The sequence below is a fragment of the Serratia sp. EWG9 genome, from assembly GCF_019913725.1.
In the GTDB taxonomy this organism is placed as follows: domain Bacteria; phylum Pseudomonadota; class Gammaproteobacteria; order Enterobacterales; family Enterobacteriaceae; genus Serratia; species Serratia ureilytica.
Genome location: NZ_JADNRO010000001.1, coordinates 532,115 through 549,351, shown reverse-complemented (window position 1 = coordinate 549,351; position 17,237 = coordinate 532,115). Strand labels below are relative to the sequence as shown.

Sequence of the window (17,237 nt, the reverse complement as noted above, 5' to 3'; positions counted from 1 at the left end):
AGACGCATGTCGCTGACGCTACTCGAGATTATCGCCCTGACGGGCATTTTTACACTGGCCGGCACGGTCAAAGGAGCGATCGGTCTGGGGCTGCCGACCGTGTCGATGGGGCTGCTCAGCCTGATGATGCCGCCGGGTCAGGCCGCCGCGTTGTTGTTGCTGCCTTCGCTGATCACCAACCTGTGGCAGTTGCTGTGCGGGGCGCGGCTGGGGACGCTGTGCCGCCGGCTCTGGCCGATGATGCTGTGTGTCACGCTTGGCACGTTGTTGAGCGCGGGGGCGCTCACTGCCGGCGACGGCCGCCTGGCGCCGCTGGCGCTGGGCGTGTGTCTGATCGGTTATGCGCTGCTGGGTTTTACCCGTTTCGACTGGCGCGTTTCCGCTGCGGCGGAACCCTGGTTGGGGCCGCTGTGCGACCTGGTGACCGGTGCGCTGACCGGCGCCACCGGAGTGTTCGTCATTCCGGCGGTGCCTTACCTGAATGCGTTGGGCCTGGCGCGCGACGATCTGGTGCAGGCGCTGGGGCTGTCGTTCACCGTCTCGACGCTGGCGCTGGCCGCCGGTTTAGCCTGGCATCAGGCGCTGCCCGCCACGCTGCTCGGCGGTTCGCTGTTGGCGCTGTTGCCAGCGTTGGGCGGCATGTGGCTGGGGGATAGGGTGCGTCGTCATTGTCGCCCGCAGCTGTTCCGCCGCCTCTTCTTTATTGGGCTATTAATCTTGGGCGTTGAGATTATTTGGCGATTCAATTAATTGAATCGATAGCATGTGCGTGTAATTAGGTTCGATATATTATTCTTGTTTTTATTTCAATATGATTGTTTTCAATGTTTAAAATGGGCTTTTTTATTGGATTTTTTATGAAATACAGAGTAGTTATGTATTATTAGTGTATTTTACTTTTTCAACTATAACCCTTTAAAAATGGGATAACCCCAGTGAATGCATAGGGGAACATTGATGAAGGAAATTTTAAGCAGCCAATTCGATGCGATGTCGGGTGGATGGCAGGATCGAGATGGGAGTGGAAAAAGAGCGTCTGATAACGGTGATGGGGTATATGATGAATAGATATGTTGTTTTTATAAAGAGTGATGAATCAAAAGTGCTAAGAAAGGAAATGGTTACACGAGAAATAATTAAAGACATGAAGCAGAAGGGGTTCAGAAAGCATCATATCGAAGTAGAGGCTGATAACGAAAGCGATGCCATTAAAAAATTAAATAAGAACAGCAATGATTATTTGGATTCATTGAGAAATTTTTCAGGTGATTTATTGTTCTGTTCTATTTGTGTCATTGTTATGACGATAGTCTATTTTGCCACGATGAAAATGAGTTAGAAGTAGATACTGTAGAGTTTAAAGAATAAAAAGGCTTGTCGAACTGGATCTCTCTGATTTTTTTCTGGATATGATACTGCCATTGGGTGAAACATACGTTCGTAAAATTTATTGGCGCCAGGTTCACTCAGAAGATTTAAAGGTGTTTATTGTAATGGTTTCATATCCTCTCACCAAAATTAACTGACCTTCTGCTTATTTTATTGTCAATACAGTAGCCTGTGAATTTGAATGTTAGCTATCACTAAGGGACGCTGCTCATGTTTCGCCAGGAAGCGATCGATAATCAGAAAATGAAATGGCGTGGCAGGGCGCTTCTGCTACCCGGTATTCCCGTTTGGGGCACGACAGGGTTCTGCCTGTTTTTCTTCATCGCCTTTCTCACCTTCGCGATCGCCGGTACCTATACCCGGCGGGTCAACGTGACCGGCGAGATCAGCACTTATCCGCGCGCCGCCAACGTTTATTCCGCCGTCCAGGGGATAGTGGTCAAGCAATTCGTCACCGAAGGGCAGGTGATTGCCGCTGGTGCCCCCATTTACCAGATCGACGTCAGCAAGAGTACCCGTAGCGGTGTGATCAGCGACAACCAGCGGCGGGATATCGATGGCCAGCTGGCACGCATTGCGCAAATCATCAACCGACTGGAAAGCAGCAAGCAGGCCACGCTTATCATGCTGGAACAACAGAAGGCGCAATACACCGCCGCATTCACCCGTTCCACCGATATCCTCAAACGCGCCCAGGAAGGGATTCGTATCATGAAGGAAAACATGGAGAACTACCGGCACTATCAGACCAAGGGGCTGATCAATAAGGATCAGCTCACCAACCAGGTGGCGCTGTATTACCAGCAGCAGAACAACCTGCTGGGCCTGTCCGGCCAGAACGAACAGAATGCGCTGCAGATCACCGCGCTGGAAAGCCAGATCCATATCCAGGCTGCCGAATTCGACAACCAGATTTACCAGATGGAGCTGCAGCGCTACGAGCTGCAAAAGGAGCGGCAAAACATAGATGCCACTGGCGATATTATCGTTCGCGCGCTGGCCGGCGGCCGTATCGATTCGCTGAGCGTCACGGTTGGCCAAATGGTCAACGTCGGCGACAGTCTGCTGCAGATTATCCCGCAAAACATCGATCGCTATGCCCTGGTACTGTGGGTGCCCAACGACGCTATCCCCTACATCGTCGCCGGCGATAAGGTCAATGTGCGCTATGACGCTTTTCCGGCGGAGAAATTTGGCCAGTTTGCCGGTACGGTGGCCGTCATCTCCAAAGCCCCGGCCTCGCCGCAGGAAATGCTGACCTATCAGGGAGCGCCCAAAGCGGCGCTGACCGCCGCCGTGCCGTACTACAAGGTGATCGTCATGCCGGAGAAACAGGCCGTTGCCTATGACGGTAAACGCCTGAGCCTGGAAAACGGCATGAAAGCGCAAAGCACCCTGTTTCTGGAAAAAAGGAAGATTTATCAATGGATGCTGTCGCCGTTCTACGACATGAAACACAGCGCGACGGGGCCAGTCAATGAGTAGGACCTCATTCAAACAACGGGTCAGCCAACTGGATCTGCGGTTGCGCCACCGGGTTTCGATGGTGCACCAGACCGAGTCGTCGGAATGCGGGCTGGCCTGTCTGGCGATGATCTGCGGTTATTACGGCAAAAATATCGACCTGATCGCGCTGCGCCGGCAGTTCAACCTGTCAACCCGCGGTGCAACGCTGGTTGGACTGACCGGTATCGCCGAGCAATTGGGGTTGAGCACCCGTCCCCTGTCTCTGGATCTGGACGAACTCGGCGCGCTAAAACTGCCCTGCATTCTGCACTGGGAATTCAACCACTTTGTGGTGCTGGTCAGCGTCAAAGGCCACCGCGCAGTGCTGCATGATCCGGCGCGCGGGCGCCGGGCCGTCAGCCTGACGGAACTGTCGCACAGTTTCACCGGCGTAGCGCTTGAGGCCTGGCCCGGCAGCGAATTCACCGCCGACAGCGTCCGCCATCGCATTCATCTTCGCACGCTGATCGGCAGCGTGCATGGCCTCAAGGGGGCGCTCGGCAAAATCTTTTGCCTGTCTCTGGTATTCGAAACCATCAACCTGGTGATGCCCATCGGCACGCAGCTGGTGATGGATCACGCTATTCCTGCCGGAGATCGTGGGTTACTGTCGCTCATTTGCGCCGGATTGATGCTGTTTATCTTGTTGCGGGCTGCCATCGGCATGGTGCGGGCATGGTCAGGATTGGTCATGGCGACGCTTATCAACGTTCAGTGGCAGTCCGGGTTGTTCACCCATCTGCTGCGCCTGCCGCTCGGTTACTTTGAACGTCGTAAGCTGGGGGACATTCAGTCACGTTTCGGTTCACTGGATACGCTGCGCAGCACTTTCACCACCAGCATCGTCGGCGCCATCATGGACGGCATCATGGTGATCGGTGTGCTGGTGATGATGGCGCTGTATGGCGGCTGGCTGACCTGGGTTGTGCTCACTTTCACCGCGCTTTATGTGTTGATGCGATTGCTGACCTACGGCTATTACCGTCAGCTGTCCGAGGAGGCGCTGGTGAGAGAGGCTCGGGCCGGCTCGTATTTTATGGAAACGCTGTACGGTATCGCTACCGTCAAAATGCAGGGCATGGCAGAACGCCGCATCGCTCACTGGCTAAACCTTGAAATCGACACCATCAACACGGGGATCCGCGTCACCCGAATGGACATGCTGTTTGGCGGGATCAACACCTTCATAGCGGCGTGTGACCAGATCGTCATTCTGTGGTTGGGAACCAGCCTGGTGATCGATAACCAGATGACCCTCGGCATGTTCGTGGCGTTCGGCGCCTTTCGGGGGCAGTTCTCCGACCGCATCGGGTCGCTGACGGAATTTTTGCTGCAGCTGCGCATGATGAGCCTGCATAACGAGCGCATTGCCGATATCGCCCTGCATCCGCGGGAGGAGCGTAAACCCGATCACCCTTACACGGCGGGCCTGCAACCTTTGGGATTGACGACCCATGCCCTGAGCTATCGTTACGACAGCCAGTCACCGGCTATCTTTGATGGCCTGGACATCAGCGTTGCGCCGGGCGAAAGCGTGGCCATCGTGGGCCCGTCCGGCGCCGGCAAAACCACGCTGATGAAGGTGTTGTGCGGACTGTTTACCCCGGCTTCAGGGCGGGTTGAGGTGAACGGCGTTGATATCCGGCAGCTCGGCATCAACAACTACCACAAAATGATTGCCTGCGTGATGCAGGACGACAAACTGTTCTCCGGCTCGATCCGGGAAAATATCTGTGGGTTCGCGGACGAGATGGATGATGCCTGGATGGAAGCCTGTGTCCGTGCCAGCTATCTGCATGAGGTGATCATGCGCATGCCGATGGGGTATGAAACCCCGATCGGCGAGTTGGGGGAAGGATTGTCCGGCGGGCAAAAACAACGGCTATTCATAGCCCGGGCAATCTACAAGAAACCGGCTATTTTGTTCCTGGATGAGGCCACCAGTGCACTGGATAAGGAGAGCGAAGCTGCCGTGAATCAGGCAATTAAGAGACTCAATATCACTAAGCTGATCATTGCCCACCGTGAAACGACCATTGCGTCGGCAGATCGGGTTATCCATATTGGATAAGGGGGGATATCACCCGCGCCACAAGCCACTTACATTGCTTTTCTCCCTAAAACCCAATAAGTGGCGATGGGGCAAGGCTATTTTTGCTGCTCGCTTCCGCTTTCAATTTACGGCGCGGCGCATTGCGCGATATTCTGGTTTTCTGATGGGCTAACGGCGGATGAGGGAACCATGACAGACAGCCAGGCATTTGAACAACAAAGCCTCGATAATCTGCTGAGCTATTGGCGGCGCCACCGCCGCCTGCCGGGCGCGCGTTATCCGGCCGGCCCGACCGACACCCTGTGCGACGTGCCGGGCGTCAGCGTCGGGCATCACACGCTGGCCGACGGCGAATGTCAGACCGGCGTCACCGCCATCGTGCCGCCGGGCGATCTGTTCAACCAGCCGCTGCCGTGCGGCAGCGCGGTGCTCAACGGCTTCGCCAAGCCGCTGGGGCTGGTGCAGCTGAACGAACTGGGGGTGCTGCAAACGCCGATCCTGCTGAGCAACACCTTCGCGGTCGGCACGCTGTTCAACGCCATGGTGCGGCGCAGCTGCCGGCGCTACCCGCAGATCGGCCGCGGCAGCGCCACCATCAACCCGCTGGTGCTGGAGTGCAACGACGGCTACCTCAACGATATTCAGGCGATGGCGGTGCGTGAGGAGCACGTCTTCAGCGCGCTGGATAACCATTCCACCCGCTTTGCGCGCGGCAGCGTCGGCGCCGGGCGCGGCATGAGCAGTTTCGGCTTGAAAGGGGGCATCGGCACCGCTTCGCGCTATTGCCCGGGGCTCGGCACCACGCTCGGCGTGCTGGTGCTGGCCAATTTCGGCACCCTCGACTCGCTGACGCTGAGCGGCGTGCGCGTCGGCCAGGCGTTGGGCAAGCTGTTGGCGGATCCGCCGCCGCAGGTGGACGCCGGTTCGGTCATCATCATCATCGCCTGCGATCGGGCGCTGGACAGCCGCCAGCTGAACCGCATCGCCCGCCGCGCGGGCGCGGGTCTGGGGCGGGTGGGCAGCCATTGGGGGCACGGCTCCGGCGACATCGCGCTGGCGTTCTCCACTCGGTTGCTGGGGGCGACGCTGCCGGACGAACGGCTGGAGCCGCTGTTCGCGGCGGCGGCGGACGCCACCGAATACGCGGTGCTGGATGCGTTGCTCAGCGCCGAAGGCGTCAGCGGCTTCGAGCAGCATGCGCGCGTGGCGCTGGGCCCGCTACTCGATCGGCTGGCGGCAAATTAAATAACGGGAGCTTGATGTGAAAGTCTTTATCTCTGCGGATATCGAGGGGATCGCCGGCGTGATGCGGCCGGAGCAGTGCAACCCGGCCCACGCCGACTATGCGGCGGCGCGCGAGCTGATGGAGCAGGAGGTCAACGCCGCCATCGACGGCGCTTTTGCCGGCGGCGCCACCGAGGTGACGGTGGCCGACAGCCACGCGATGATGCAGAACCTGCGCGCCGAACGCATCGATGCGCGGGCGCGCCTGGTGCAGGGCAAACCGCGCGGGCTGTCGATGGTGGAAGGGCTGCAGCATCAACGTTACGACGGCCTGATGTTTATCGGTTATCACAGCGCCGCCGGCGAGCGCGGCGTGCTGGCGCATACCATCAACGGCCGGGCCTTTTATCGCGTCAGCCTGAACGGCGAGGCGGTAGGCGAAAGCGATCTGTATGCGGCGGCGGCGGCCGAATTAAACGTGCCGCTGTGGCTGGTGAGCGGTGACGACGAGCTGCAACGCTGGATCGCTGAACGTTATCCGCAATCCGGCTATGTTTGCGTGAAACGCGCCCTCTCGCAAACCGCCGCCGAATCGCTCAGCCCACAGCGGGCGCGCGCCGAGATCCGCGAGCGCGCGATGCAACAGGTGCGCCAGGGCGCCAGACTGCCGGTGGAGCGCCGTTTTATGCCGCCTTACCGGCTGACGCTGATGGCGGCCAAACCGGTGCTGGCGGATCTGTTCAGCCTGGTGCCCGGCGTGGAGCGCCAGGATGCGCTCACCGTGGCCTTCGACAGCGACAACATGGCGGCGCAAATCCGCCTGCTCAGCGTCTTCTCCTATCTGGCGACGACGCAGAGCTGACCCCCGGTGCGGGTTCCCGCCCGCACCGCACGATTCTCCAATAGAAAATCCCTCTTCAACATTAAGCCTACTGGATAATAGGCTACGCTAATTATTGCTCTGTTGTGCTATGTCACCTGACCGGCGCGGCAAGCCATTCCCATAATTAGCGCTGTTTCGCCGAGGGCAGTGACGCCTTCGGTTTTTTTGGAGTCATGAGCAATGAGCATATCCCAAGTTCCGCTTTCGCGGCGGCGGTTTATCGTCGGCGCCGGGGCGTTGGTGATCGGCGCCTATCTGCCGTCCACCGGTGCGCTGGCGCGCTCGAACGCGCCGACCGCCGCCGGCGCGACGGCGTTTGACGCCAACGCCTTCGTCCAGATCGGCGCCGACGGCATCGTCACCGTCATCAGTAAACACACCGAAGTGGGCCAGGGGGTCTATACCGGCATGGCGACGCTGGTCGCCGAAGAGCTCGACGCCGACTGGGCGCAGGTGCGGGTCGTGGCCGCGCCGGTGGACACCGCCGTCTACAAGAACCTGGCGTTCGGCTTCCAGGGCACCGGCGGATCCAGTTCGGTGGCCAACGCCTATGAACAGATGCGGCGCATGGGCGCCATGGCGCGCGCGCTGCTGGTGCAGGCCGCCGCGCAGAGTTGGAAAACCTCCGCGCAGGAAATCACCGTGCAGGCGGGCAAGATCCGCCATGCCGCCAGCGGGCGCGAAGCGGGTTTCGGCGGGTTCGCCGAGTTGGCCGCCACGCTGCCGCCGCCCGATCCCGCCAGCCTGGCGCTGAAGGATCCGGCCAATTTTACCCTGATCGGCAAAACGCGCGGTCTGCACCGCGTCGATTCACTGGCGAAAACCAACGGCAGCGCGCAGTTCTCGCAGGATATCCACGAGCCGGACATGCTGACCGTCACCATCAAGAAACCGCCGCGCTTCGGCGGCAAGGTGGCGACGTTTGACGCCGACCGTGCGTTGGCGGTGCCGGGCGTGGTGGCGGTGAAACAGGTTGCCACCGGCGTGGCGGTTTACGCCAAAAATACCTGGGCGGCGATCCAGGGGCGGGATCGGCTTAGGGTCACCTGGGACGATGCGCAGGCGGAGCGACGCAACACCGAGGAAATCTACGCCGAATTCCGCCAGGTGGCGCAGAAAACCGGCGTAGTGGCGAAGAGTCTCGGTAAGCCGGACGAGGTGTTCGACAAGGCCGATAAGGTGATCGAGGCCGAATACACCTTCCCCTACGTCGCTCACGCGCCGATGGAGCCGCTGGACGGCTATCTGTTCTGGGACGGCGAAAGCGTCAAGGCGCGCTACGGCTGCCAAATCCAGACGCTCGACCACAAGCAGCTGTGCGATCTGTTCGAGCTGCCGCCGGAGAAGGTGCAGATTGAAACCATTCTGGCGGGCGGCAGCTTCGGCCGGCGTATCGATCTGGGCAACCCGACGCTGGGGCCGGATCTGGCGGCCGACATGGCGGCGGCGGCCAAGGGCATTGGCCCCGGCCACGGCGTGAAGGTGGTATGGACGCGCGAGGACGACATCCGCAACGGCTGGTATCGCCCGATGATCCTGCATCGCCTGCGCGGCGCCATTCGCGGCGGCAAGGTGGTGGGCTGGACCGATACCGTAGTCGGCCACTCCTGGACGCGCCACAGCGCGATGGATGCGCTGGTGGTCAACGGCCTCGATCAGATGATGGTCGAGGGCGCCAGCGAGGTGCCTTATACCTTCGAAGCCTTCCGCTGCGATGCGCATATCGTGCCCGGCAAGGTGCCGACCACCTCGCTGCGGTCGGTCGCCAGCACCCACACCGGCCACGCGGTGGAGAGCTTTATCGATCAACTGCTGCAGGAAACCGGGCAGGATCCGGTGGAAGGGCGGCTGGCGCTGATGGGCGACGCGCCGCGCGCGGCGGGCGTGTTGCGGGCGGTGGCCAAAGCCGCTGATTGGCAGGGCGCCAAGGTGGTGGACGGACGCGCGCGCGGCGTGGGCGTCGCCAAGGCGTTCGATACCTATGTGGCGCAGGTGGCGGAGGTGTCGATCGGCGAAGGCGGCATCCCGAAAGTGCATAAAGTGTGGTGCGCGGTGGACTGCGGCGTGGCGGTGAACCCCGACGTGATCCGCGCGCAGATCGAGGGTGGTATCGGCTACGGCCTGAGCCTGGCGCTGTACGGCAATATCACGCTGAAAGACGGCGTGGTCGAACAGTCCAACTTCAATAACTTCCGCCCACTGCGCATCGATGAGATGCCGGAGATCGAGGTGATCATCGTGCCCTCGAGCGAAAAACCGACCGGCGTGGGCGAGCTGGGGGTGCCGACCATCGCTCCGGCGGTCGGCAACGCGCTGGCGCTGCTCGGGCGGCCGCGTACCTCGCTGAGCCTGCCACTGCATAATCCCACTGCGAATCCGGCGTCTGACAAGGAGAGAACCTGATGATTCATTTAACCGTAAACGATCAGCCGCTGACCTTCGAGGGCGATCCGCACATGCCGCTGCTGTGGTTTCTGCGTGACGAAGCCGGCCTGACCGGCACCAAGTTCGGCTGCGGCATCGCCATGTGCGGCGCTTGCACCGTGCATCTGGACGGCGTGCCGGTGCGTTCGTGCATGACGCCGGTCTCCGCCGCCGCCGGCAAGAAAATCACCACCATCGAAGCCGTCGGCGCCACGCCGGAAGGCAAGGCGGTGCAGGAAGCCTGGCTCAACCTGGACGTGGTGCAGTGCGGTTACTGCCAGTCCGGCCAGATCATGAGCGCCAGCGCGCTGCTGGCCCAGAGCAAAAACCCGAGCGATGCGGACATTGACGCGGCGATGGGCGGCAACGTCTGCCGCTGCGCCACCTATGTGCGCATTCGCGCCGCCATCCACCAGGCCGCCAAGGCGTTGGGTTAGGGAGAGACGTGATGAGCAACGCCTTGAAAGGGCTGTTATGGCTGATTATCGCCGTGGTGGTGTTGGCGGGAGGATACGCGCTGTATACCCTGCTGCGGCCTGCCGGCGCGGAGCCTGCGGCGCCGATCGCCGGGGCGCCGGCCGGCATGACCGATAAACTGGCGCGCGGCGAATACCTGGCGCGCGCCGCCGACTGTGTGGCGTGTCATACCGCGCCGGGCGGCGCGCCTTATGCGGGCGGTTTCGCCTTTAAACTGCCGTTCGGCACCATTTACGGCACCAACATCACCGCCGACAAGGAGACCGGCATCGGCAACTGGAGCGACGATCAGTTCGTGCGCGCGGTGCGTGAGGGCATCGGCCCGCAGGGCAACCTGTACCCGGCGATGCCGTACACCTCGTACACCGGGCTGAGCCGCGACGACGTGCTGGCGATCAAGGATTATCTGTTCAGCCTGCCGCCGGTGAAACAGGCCAACCCGCAAAACGATCTGTCGTTCCCGTTCAATCAGCGTTGGGGCATGAAATTCTGGAACCTGGCGTTCTTCCAGGAGCAGCGCTTCGCGCCGGATCTCAACAAGGATGAACAGTGGAATCGCGGCGCCTATCTGGCGACGGCGCTCGGCCACTGCGGCGAGTGCCATACGCCGCGCAATCTGGGGTTCGGCCTTAACCAGAGCAAGCACCTGAGCGGTGAAGTGGTGCAGGGCTGGTTCGCCGCCAACATCACGCCGGACAAACAGACCGGCATCGGCGGCTGGAGCGACCAGCAGCTGTCGCAATATCTGGCCACCGGTCATGCGCCGGGGCGCAGCAGCGCCGCCGGCCCGATGGCGGAAGCGGTGGAAAACAGCCTGCAGTTCCTGACGCCGGAAGATAATCTGGCGCTGGTGAAATACCTGCGCGATATCGAGCCGATCGCCGGGGACGACGCCGCGGCGGTCAACCTGCAGCCGAAGGGTGCGGGGGCTTCCACGCCGATCCTGCCGGGCGGGCAAGACAGCTCGCTCGGGCGCCGGGTGTTCGCCAACGACTGCAGCGGCTGCCACCAGTGGAACGGGCCGGGCCGCCAGAGCGAGTATGCGTCGCTGGTCGGCAGCACGGCGGTGAACGATCCGCAGGGGCGCAGCGTGGTGCAGGCCATCCTGAAGGGGACGAGCATCAGCGTCGGCGAGCGGCATGAGATGATGCCGGCGTTCGGCAGCGCGTATTCCGACGAGGAAGTGGCGGCGGTCGCCAACTTTGTGGTCGGCCATTTCGGCGACAAGCAGGGCAAGGTCACCGCCAAACAGGTGGCGGAGCAGCGCAAGCAGTAAAGAAAGCGGCGAGGGAGATTCTCCCTCGCCGCGGCGTCAGCGGCTGCGGCGCGACATCACCCGTTTGTCTTTCGGTCTATCCTGCCAGTCCTCAACCTGATTATTGAAGTTGTCCGCCAGCAGGTAGGCCGGGGTTTTCGCCAGCCAGTCGGACAACGAAATATCCTGATAAATGCCGTTGTCCATCACGATCAGTACCTTCAAATCCTCATCGCCGATGTTCTCGATGTAATGGCCGAAGCCCTGTGGCACGTAACCGACGTCCGAAGGGGCGTACTCTTCCGTCTGCGCGTGGCCGTGCGAACTGAACACCGTCATGCGGCCTTTGCCGGCAATATAGTATTGCCATTCGTTGGCATTGGGGTGCCAGTGCAATTCCCGGATTGCGCCGGGTTTCACGATCTCGATGATGCCGGTCATGGTGGTGGAAATGGGAAATTCTTTCGACGACACCAAATGGACGCTGCCGGCGTCATTTTCAAAGAACGGCTTTTGCTTCATTAATTCATAGCGGTGGGTCAGCGGGGCGTTATTTAATCCACCGTCGCTTTTCGGCAATGGCAATGTGGGCGGAACGGCGCCGCCGACAATATAAGCTTCGCCCTGTTTGGCCTTGGAAAATACCGCCGCCGGCATGTTGACGCTTTTTTCCAATACCTCTTTCGGCATATGCGCCACCCAGTCGGTGATGCTGAAGGTGCCGAATTCGGAGAAATGCCCGTTATCAAACGCCAGAATAAAATGCGCGCCGTCCGCCAGCGCCTGAATGGAATGGCCATAGCCTTTCGGAAAATACCAGACGTCGCCGGGGCCGAAATCCGCCACCTCGCATTTGCCTTCGGGATCGAGGATGGTGATGCGCGCATGGCCTTCGAGCATAAACGCCCATTCGGCGGCGATGGCGTGCCAGTGCAGCTCACGCACGCCGCCCGGCTCCAGCGTCATGTCGACGCCCGCCACGCCTTCGGAGATCGGGAATTGCTCGACGGTGGCTTCGCGCGCCCAGCCGTTGGGCAGGCTGCGCTTTTTGCTGTCGGTGAATTTGTATTTATAGAGATGCTGCGCATCGGCAGGCGGCTGATAGCTGCTGGGAGGCACGATATTGCGATGGTCATCGGCAGCGGCATTTTTGGCGATGCCGCCGATCATGCCGGCGGCGGCCGCGCTGACGGCGGAGACTTTCAATATATCACGACGCGATAGCATAGCGTTTTCTCCAATATAAAACCGTGCGCCTGCAGAAGCAGGCGACAGGGAAGGCGCGATCGCCATTGAAATGATTTTTTGTCATCGGCGGGAATAGGCTGTGACCCTTAAATCCTAGCGGCTGGAATGTATTGCGTAGGCGCTTATTTGTTTGCGTTTGTTACTAAGTGAGAGCGGGTTTAATTAATTAACCGGAAGTTGAATAGTCATGGATTGGAATTAATTTTCACCGCTCACAGGCTTAAATAAATAATAAACGAATGTCATTTTTTATTGGCCGTTCGGGCTTTTTATGACTGCCCCACGGTCTCCAGCACCAGCTGACGAAAGCGCTCGACGATCGGCGAGGCCGGGCTGCGGCGCAGCGCCAGGTAAAGCGGGGCGCTGAGCTGCGCTTCTGCGGCGAGAGTGCGGTAGACGATGCCGTCGCCGCCCAGCCGCCGCATGGAACCGGGCACGATTGACACCCCTAATCCGGCGCCCACCAGGCTGAGGGTGGCCGGCAGGCGCGGCGCTTCCTGCACGATGCGCGGGCTGAAACCGGCGCGGTGGCAGGCGGCCAGGATGGCGTCGTACAGCCCCTGGCCGGCCGGGCGGCGATAGAGAATAAACGACTCGTGGGCCAGTTCGGCCAACGGCAGCGGTTGCTGCGTTTCTTGCGCCAGCCGATGGCCCAGCGGCAGGGCGACGATCATCGGCTCGCTGAGCACCGGCTCGACGCTCAGGCCGGGAATGCCGTTGGCCGGCGAGCGCACGAAGGCGGCGTCGAGGCGCTGTTCCAGCAACGCATCCATCAGTTCGCCGCTGCCGGCTTCTTCCAGTTGAGTGGTGATGCCCGGCAGGATGTCGCGGTAGCGGCGCAGCAGGTTGGGCACGAACGGGTGCAGCGCGGCGGAACTGGTGAAACCGATGGCGATGTGGCCCTGCTCGCCGCGGGCGGCGCGCTGCACCGCTTCGCGCAGGCGTTCGGCGCGCGCCAGCAGGGCGCGGGCTTCTTCGAACAGCACGCCGCCCGCTTCGGTGACGCGCACGCCGCGCGGCAATCGCTGTAACAACTTCACGCCCAATTCGTCTTCCAACCCCTGCAACAGGCGGGTCAGCGGCGGCTGCTGGATAAACAGCCGCTCGGCGGCGCGGGTGATGTTGCCTTCTTCCACCACGGTGACGAACGCCCGCAGGCGACGCAGTTCAATCATAGCCATACCTCAAAGGTATCTTTCGTTGTTCCGGAATGCATTAGACATCATGGCACGGCGGCGCGCATGATACCAGACATCAAAACAAGCGATGTGGAACGGCAATGTCATGTCAGATATCAATACGTTAAAACCGCACCCGGCGGCAGCGCCGGGCAACGCGGCGCTGTTTTTGGGCTTTCTGTGGCTGGGGCTGATCGGCTTCGGCGGCGTGCTGCCGATGGCGCGCAGCATGTTGGTGGAACGCCGGCGCTGGCTGAACGCGGAACAGTTCACCGAGCTGCTCGGCCTGTGCCAGTTTTTGCCCGGCGGCAATGTGATCAACCTGTCGGTGGCGGTTGGGATGGAATTTCGCGGGCTGCGCGGCGCGCTGTGCGCCTTGCTGGGCCTCATCAGCGCGCCGACGGCGATCGTGGTGGGGCTGGGCGTGGTGTACGCCCGCTTCCAAAACGATCCCCATGTGCAGCATGTGTTCGCCGGGCTGGCCGCCGCCGCCGCCGGGCTGCTGCTCTCGACCGGGATCAAGATGCTGCTGCCGCTGCGCGGCAAATGGCCGGCGCTGGCGATCGTCGCGCTGGCGCTGATCGCCATTGCCTGGCTGCGCCTGCCGCTGTTGCCGACCATGCTGGTGCTGGCGCCGCTGAGCATTCTGCTGATGTGGCGGTGGCCGTCATGAGCGGGGTGTTGATGGCGTTGGCGCTGATCTTCACCGAGCTCTCTTTATTGGCGTTCGGCGGTGGCATGACCATTCTGCCGGAGATGCAGCGGCAAGTGGTAGAGGTGCATCAGTGGATGAGCGCCCAGGAGTTCAGCGCGCTGTTCGCCATGGCGCAGGCCGCGCCGGGGCCGAACATGATGATCGTACCGCTGGTCGGTTGGCACGTGGCCGGCTGGGCGGGGCTGCTGGTTTCTTCGATCGCCAAGTTCGGGCCGTCTTCCATCGTTACGCTATTGGTGATGGGCGCCTGGCGGCGCTTTAAGGATCGTCCGTGGCGCCGTATCGTGCAGGCCGGGTTGGTGCCGCTGACCGTGGGGCTGGTGGTGGCCAGCGGCCTTTTGATCGCCGAGGCTTCCGCGCCCCATTGGCGGCTGGCGGCGATCGTGGCGCTGGCGACGGGATTAAGCATGAGCAAGCGCCTCCATCCGCTGTGGGTGCTGGCGGGCGGCGCGCTGCTCGGCCTGCTGTTTGCCTGAAGGGTTAGCGCGGGATCAGCACAAAGCGTGAAGGGCCGTTGCGGTCGATCAGCTCATAGCGCTTCGGCGCGGTCAGGGCCAGAAACGCCACCATGCTCCCTTCGGCGTCGGTCAGCGTCATACCGTCCGGCGTCGGCCGCCAGGCGACCGGCAACGTTTGCAGCGCCAGCGGCTGCAGGCACTCGGCGGAGGCGCTGAAGCGAAAAGCGTTGGTGTTGGCTACCGCTTCATCGCTCAGCTGCACCTCGCAGACGGCTTTACCGTCGCCGATGGCGGCGAGCTGCCAGTCGCCCTTCAGCGCGGCGGGTTCCAGCAACGGCAGTGAACTGGCCAGGGCACTGCTGCACAATACGCTCATAACGACTCCTGTCAGGCTGGCGCGACGCAAGGCGCGCATAAGGAAATGGGTTGGCATCGGGTCACTCCTTTCGGCTGTCCGTTCACACCTTAGCACGTTCCCGGCGGGATGATGAGGCAAGGATTAGGTTTTTTAATCCTCGATTATTCTGATCTAACCGTCGCTAAAAGGCGCGAAAAGACGAGTGATTAACCTGTTATTGCGCTTATTTTTCTCATTAATATAGTGAGAATACAAATTGTTATGGTTATCTCCTTCTTAACGCCCGGCGCGGTGAAGCCAGGCTGGGCGGGCTCGCGTCGCCGGAGTGAGTCACTATACTGGTCAATCCTAAGCCTCGGCTTAGATAAGAACGACTGATGAATAGTCTTACAAAGCGAGTGGATTCCTAGTGTGTAAAAGGAGAATGCAATGAGCAGTCGCCACAACGACATTTTGCAAGATGACGATGAGTTCACCAGCCTGGCCGCCACATCCCCCAACGATCATAACTATCAGTTTTACTATCACCAGCCCGGCAGCCCCTATGACGGATTGGGCTACGGCGCGCTGTTCACGCTGGACAACGCTAACCTGTACAGTAACCAGCGCGGCGGGGCGGCGATTAATAATTTGGGTAAAATCCGCGATAACTTCAGCTTCGATCGCGCCGCCGATCAGTTGACGCGGCCGGGCCTGACGCACAACGGCGACCAGGTGTATCACCAGCCGGTCGCGCTGACCTATTCCTTCCTGACGCAAAGCGCGCTGAACCGCATCGGCCAGACCGGTGACGGCGATAAGGGGCTGCAGCCGTTGACCCAGGCGGCGCAGGCTCAGGCGCTGAAATCGATGCAGGCGTGGGCCGACGTGGCGAACGTAACCTTCACCGAGGCGGCGTCCACCGATATCAACCACCGCGCGGATATCACCTTCGCCTACTTCACGCAGCGCGCCGACGGCAGCACCGCCGCCGGCAGCGGCCCGAATGCCATCAACGCTTACGCCTATTACCCGCCGAGTTCCAAATCGGGCAGCGATAACGCCTTTGCGGGCACGGTGTGGTTCAACAAAAATTTCGCCACCCATAAGGCGCCGGTTAGCGGCGACTTCAGCAGCCAGACCTTCACCCACGAACTGGGGCATGCCCTGGGGCTGGCGCATCCGGGATCTTATGACGCATCGTTAGGCAACCCGAGTTACCAGAATGACGCGGCTTATTATCAGGATTCGCTGCAATACTCGATCATGAGCTATTTCAACGCCGGTTACACCGGCGCCGACACCAAAGGGGTGTATGGCTATGGGCCGATGGTGGATGACATCGCCGCGATCCAGAAGCTGTACGGCGCCAACATGAACACCCGCATCGGCGACACGGTGTACGGCTTCAACTCCAACACCGGCCGTGATTTCCTGACCGCCACGGCGGACAACGGCAAACCGGTCAACTTCGCGGTGTGGGACGCCGGCGGCAACGACACGCTGGACTTCTCCGGCTACAGCCAGCAGCAGATGATCAACCTGAACGACGGCGCGTTCTCCAGCGTCGGCGGCGGCACGCAGAACGTCGCCATCGCGCGCGGGGCGATCATCGAGAACGCCATCGGCGGCAGCGGGCGCGATCTGCTCATCGGCAACGATCAGGACAACCTGCTGGCGGGCAACGCCGGTTCCGACATCCTGTACGGCGGGCGGGGGGCGGACCATCTGTGGGGCGGCAAAGACGCCAACAACTTCACCGACTATTTCGTCTATCTCAACGCCAAAGAGTCGACGGTGGCGGCGTTCGACGTGATTGAAGACTTCGAGCACGGCATCGACAAGATCGATCTCTCCGGCCTGCGCTTCAACAACAGCCTGAGCGAGCTGCGCTTTATCGACAGCGGCAGCGCCTTCAGCGGCCAGAAAGGCGAGATCCAGCTCAACTTCGACGCCTTCAACGGCACCACCGATCTGTTGATGAACACCCAGAGCAACAGCTATGCCGCCGACTTCAAGATCCACGTGGTCGGGCAGGTGGAGCAGAGCGATATTTTGTTTGCCTGAGGTGAAGAAGGGAAAGAGAAAAG

Annotated in this window: 15 protein-coding genes; 12 read left to right on the top strand and 3 right to left on the bottom strand. The window is 60.9% G+C overall.

Going from position 1 to position 17,237, the window contains the following annotated elements:
* Positions 1-6 precede the first annotated feature (6 nt).
* The 9 genes from ITX55_RS02550 to ITX55_RS02510 all read left to right on the top strand — a co-directional run bounded on the left by ITX55_RS02550 (position 7) and on the right by ITX55_RS02510 (position 11,232).
* Positions 7-750: a sulfite exporter TauE/SafE family protein gene (locus ITX55_RS02550; RefSeq protein ID WP_108680672.1), complete on the top strand. Its 744-nt coding sequence runs from the start codon at positions 7-9 to the stop codon at positions 748-750.
* Between the two features lie 265 nt (positions 751-1,015).
* On the top strand, positions 1,016-1,339 hold the full coding sequence (locus tag ITX55_RS02545) for a hypothetical protein (RefSeq protein ID WP_108682301.1): 324 nt from the start codon (positions 1,016-1,018) through the stop codon (positions 1,337-1,339).
* A gap of 260 nt (positions 1,340-1,599) precedes the next feature.
* Positions 1,600-2,874 carry an HlyD family secretion protein gene (locus ITX55_RS02540; protein ID WP_108680675.1) on the top strand — a complete coding sequence of 425 codons (1,275 nt, stop codon included), beginning with the start codon at positions 1,600-1,602 and terminating at the stop codon, positions 2,872-2,874.
* Complete coding sequence (locus tag ITX55_RS02535; protein WP_108680677.1) at positions 2,867-4,966, top strand: peptidase domain-containing ABC transporter; 2,100 nt, start codon at positions 2,867-2,869, stop codon at positions 4,964-4,966. Before ITX55_RS02540 ends, ITX55_RS02535 begins: the two co-directional genes overlap by 8 nt.
* A 171-nt stretch (positions 4,967-5,137) precedes the next feature.
* Positions 5,138-6,193 carry a P1 family peptidase gene (locus tag ITX55_RS02530; RefSeq protein ID WP_033650461.1) on the top strand — a complete coding sequence of 352 codons (1,056 nt, stop codon included), beginning with the start codon at positions 5,138-5,140 and terminating at the stop codon, positions 6,191-6,193.
* Between the two features lie 16 nt (positions 6,194-6,209).
* Positions 6,210-7,034, top strand: coding sequence for a M55 family metallopeptidase (locus ITX55_RS02525; RefSeq protein ID WP_047575890.1), 825 nt, complete (start codon positions 6,210-6,212; stop codon positions 7,032-7,034).
* Positions 7,035-7,235: 201 nt separating this feature from the next.
* Positions 7,236-9,458 (top strand): molybdopterin cofactor-binding domain-containing protein, encoded by a 2,223-nt coding sequence (locus ITX55_RS02520; protein WP_223084785.1) that lies wholly within the window; start codon positions 7,236-7,238, stop codon positions 9,456-9,458.
* Positions 9,458-9,916, top strand: coding sequence for a (2Fe-2S)-binding protein (locus ITX55_RS02515; protein WP_197781772.1), 459 nt, complete (start codon positions 9,458-9,460; stop codon positions 9,914-9,916). Before ITX55_RS02520 ends, ITX55_RS02515 begins: the two co-directional genes overlap by 1 nt.
* Before the next feature lie 11 nt (positions 9,917-9,927).
* A complete protein-coding gene (locus ITX55_RS02510) occupies positions 9,928-11,232 on the top strand; it encodes a c-type cytochrome (protein ID WP_042784443.1) in 1,305 nt (434 codons plus the stop codon).
* A 36-nt stretch (positions 11,233-11,268) separates the two neighbouring features.
* On the opposite strand, the gene ITX55_RS02505 is transcribed toward ITX55_RS02510, so the two are convergent.
* Together ITX55_RS02505 and ITX55_RS02500 are read right to left on the bottom strand one after the other, a co-directional pair.
* The gene (locus ITX55_RS02505) at positions 11,269-12,438 is read right to left on the bottom strand and encodes a cupin domain-containing protein (protein ID WP_216473642.1); all 1,170 of its coding nucleotides are present in this window, start codon (positions 12,436-12,438) and stop codon (positions 11,269-11,271) included.
* 290 nt (positions 12,439-12,728) lie between these two features.
* Positions 12,729-13,640 carry a LysR family transcriptional regulator gene (locus ITX55_RS02500; RefSeq protein WP_223084784.1) on the bottom strand — a complete coding sequence of 304 codons (912 nt, stop codon included), beginning with the start codon at positions 13,638-13,640 and terminating at the stop codon, positions 12,729-12,731.
* 103 nt (positions 13,641-13,743) lie between these two features.
* Between ITX55_RS02500 and ITX55_RS02495 the strand changes: the two genes are divergently transcribed.
* Together ITX55_RS02495 and ITX55_RS02490 are read left to right on the top strand one after the other, a co-directional pair.
* A complete protein-coding gene (locus tag ITX55_RS02495) occupies positions 13,744-14,310 on the top strand; it encodes a chromate transporter (protein ID WP_042785697.1) in 567 nt (188 codons plus the stop codon).
* Positions 14,307-14,828 carry a chromate transporter gene (locus tag ITX55_RS02490; protein ID WP_033644268.1) on the top strand — a complete coding sequence of 174 codons (522 nt, stop codon included), beginning with the start codon at positions 14,307-14,309 and terminating at the stop codon, positions 14,826-14,828. Before ITX55_RS02495 ends, ITX55_RS02490 begins: the two co-directional genes overlap by 4 nt.
* Positions 14,829-14,832: 4 nt before the next feature.
* Here the strand turns inward: ITX55_RS02490 and ITX55_RS02485 are convergent, their stop codons facing one another.
* Positions 14,833-15,186 carry an AprI/Inh family metalloprotease inhibitor gene (locus ITX55_RS02485; RefSeq protein WP_223084783.1) on the bottom strand — a complete coding sequence of 118 codons (354 nt, stop codon included), beginning with the start codon at positions 15,184-15,186 and terminating at the stop codon, positions 14,833-14,835.
* A gap of 411 nt (positions 15,187-15,597) precedes the next feature.
* Here ITX55_RS02485 and ITX55_RS02480 point away from each other — a divergent pair, with 411 nt between their 5' ends.
* The gene (locus ITX55_RS02480) at positions 15,598-17,214 is read left to right on the top strand and encodes a serralysin family metalloprotease (protein WP_108680688.1); all 1,617 of its coding nucleotides are present in this window, start codon (positions 15,598-15,600) and stop codon (positions 17,212-17,214) included.
* The last annotated feature ends 23 nt before the right edge of the window (positions 17,215-17,237 follow it).

Coding starts and splice junctions, on each gene's coding strand:
- ITX55_RS02550 (WP_108680672.1), top strand. CDS start 7: ATGTCGCTGACGCTACTCGAGATTATCGCCCTGACGGGCATTTTTACA.
- ITX55_RS02545 (WP_108682301.1), top strand. CDS start 1,016: ATGGGAGTGGAAAAAGAGCGTCTGATAACGGTGATGGGGTATATGATG.
- ITX55_RS02540 (WP_108680675.1), top strand. CDS start 1,600: ATGTTTCGCCAGGAAGCGATCGATAATCAGAAAATGAAATGGCGTGGC.
- ITX55_RS02535 (WP_108680677.1), top strand. CDS start 2,867: ATGAGTAGGACCTCATTCAAACAACGGGTCAGCCAACTGGATCTGCGG.
- ITX55_RS02530 (WP_033650461.1), top strand. CDS start 5,138: ATGACAGACAGCCAGGCATTTGAACAACAAAGCCTCGATAATCTGCTG.
- ITX55_RS02520 (WP_223084785.1), top strand. CDS start 7,236: ATGAGCATATCCCAAGTTCCGCTTTCGCGGCGGCGGTTTATCGTCGGC.
- ITX55_RS02515 (WP_197781772.1), top strand. CDS start 9,458: ATGATTCATTTAACCGTAAACGATCAGCCGCTGACCTTCGAGGGCGAT.
- ITX55_RS02510 (WP_042784443.1), top strand. CDS start 9,928: ATGAGCAACGCCTTGAAAGGGCTGTTATGGCTGATTATCGCCGTGGTG.
- ITX55_RS02505 (WP_216473642.1), bottom strand. CDS start 12,438: ATGCTATCGCGTCGTGATATATTGAAAGTCTCCGCCGTCAGCGCGGCC.
- ITX55_RS02500 (WP_223084784.1), bottom strand. CDS start 13,640: ATGGCTATGATTGAACTGCGTCGCCTGCGGGCGTTCGTCACCGTGGTG.
- ITX55_RS02495 (WP_042785697.1), top strand. CDS start 13,744: ATGTCAGATATCAATACGTTAAAACCGCACCCGGCGGCAGCGCCGGGC.
- ITX55_RS02490 (WP_033644268.1), top strand. CDS start 14,307: ATGAGCGGGGTGTTGATGGCGTTGGCGCTGATCTTCACCGAGCTCTCT.
- ITX55_RS02485 (WP_223084783.1), bottom strand. CDS start 15,186: ATGAGCGTATTGTGCAGCAGTGCCCTGGCCAGTTCACTGCCGTTGCTG.
- ITX55_RS02480 (WP_108680688.1), top strand. CDS start 15,598: ATGAGCAGTCGCCACAACGACATTTTGCAAGATGACGATGAGTTCACC.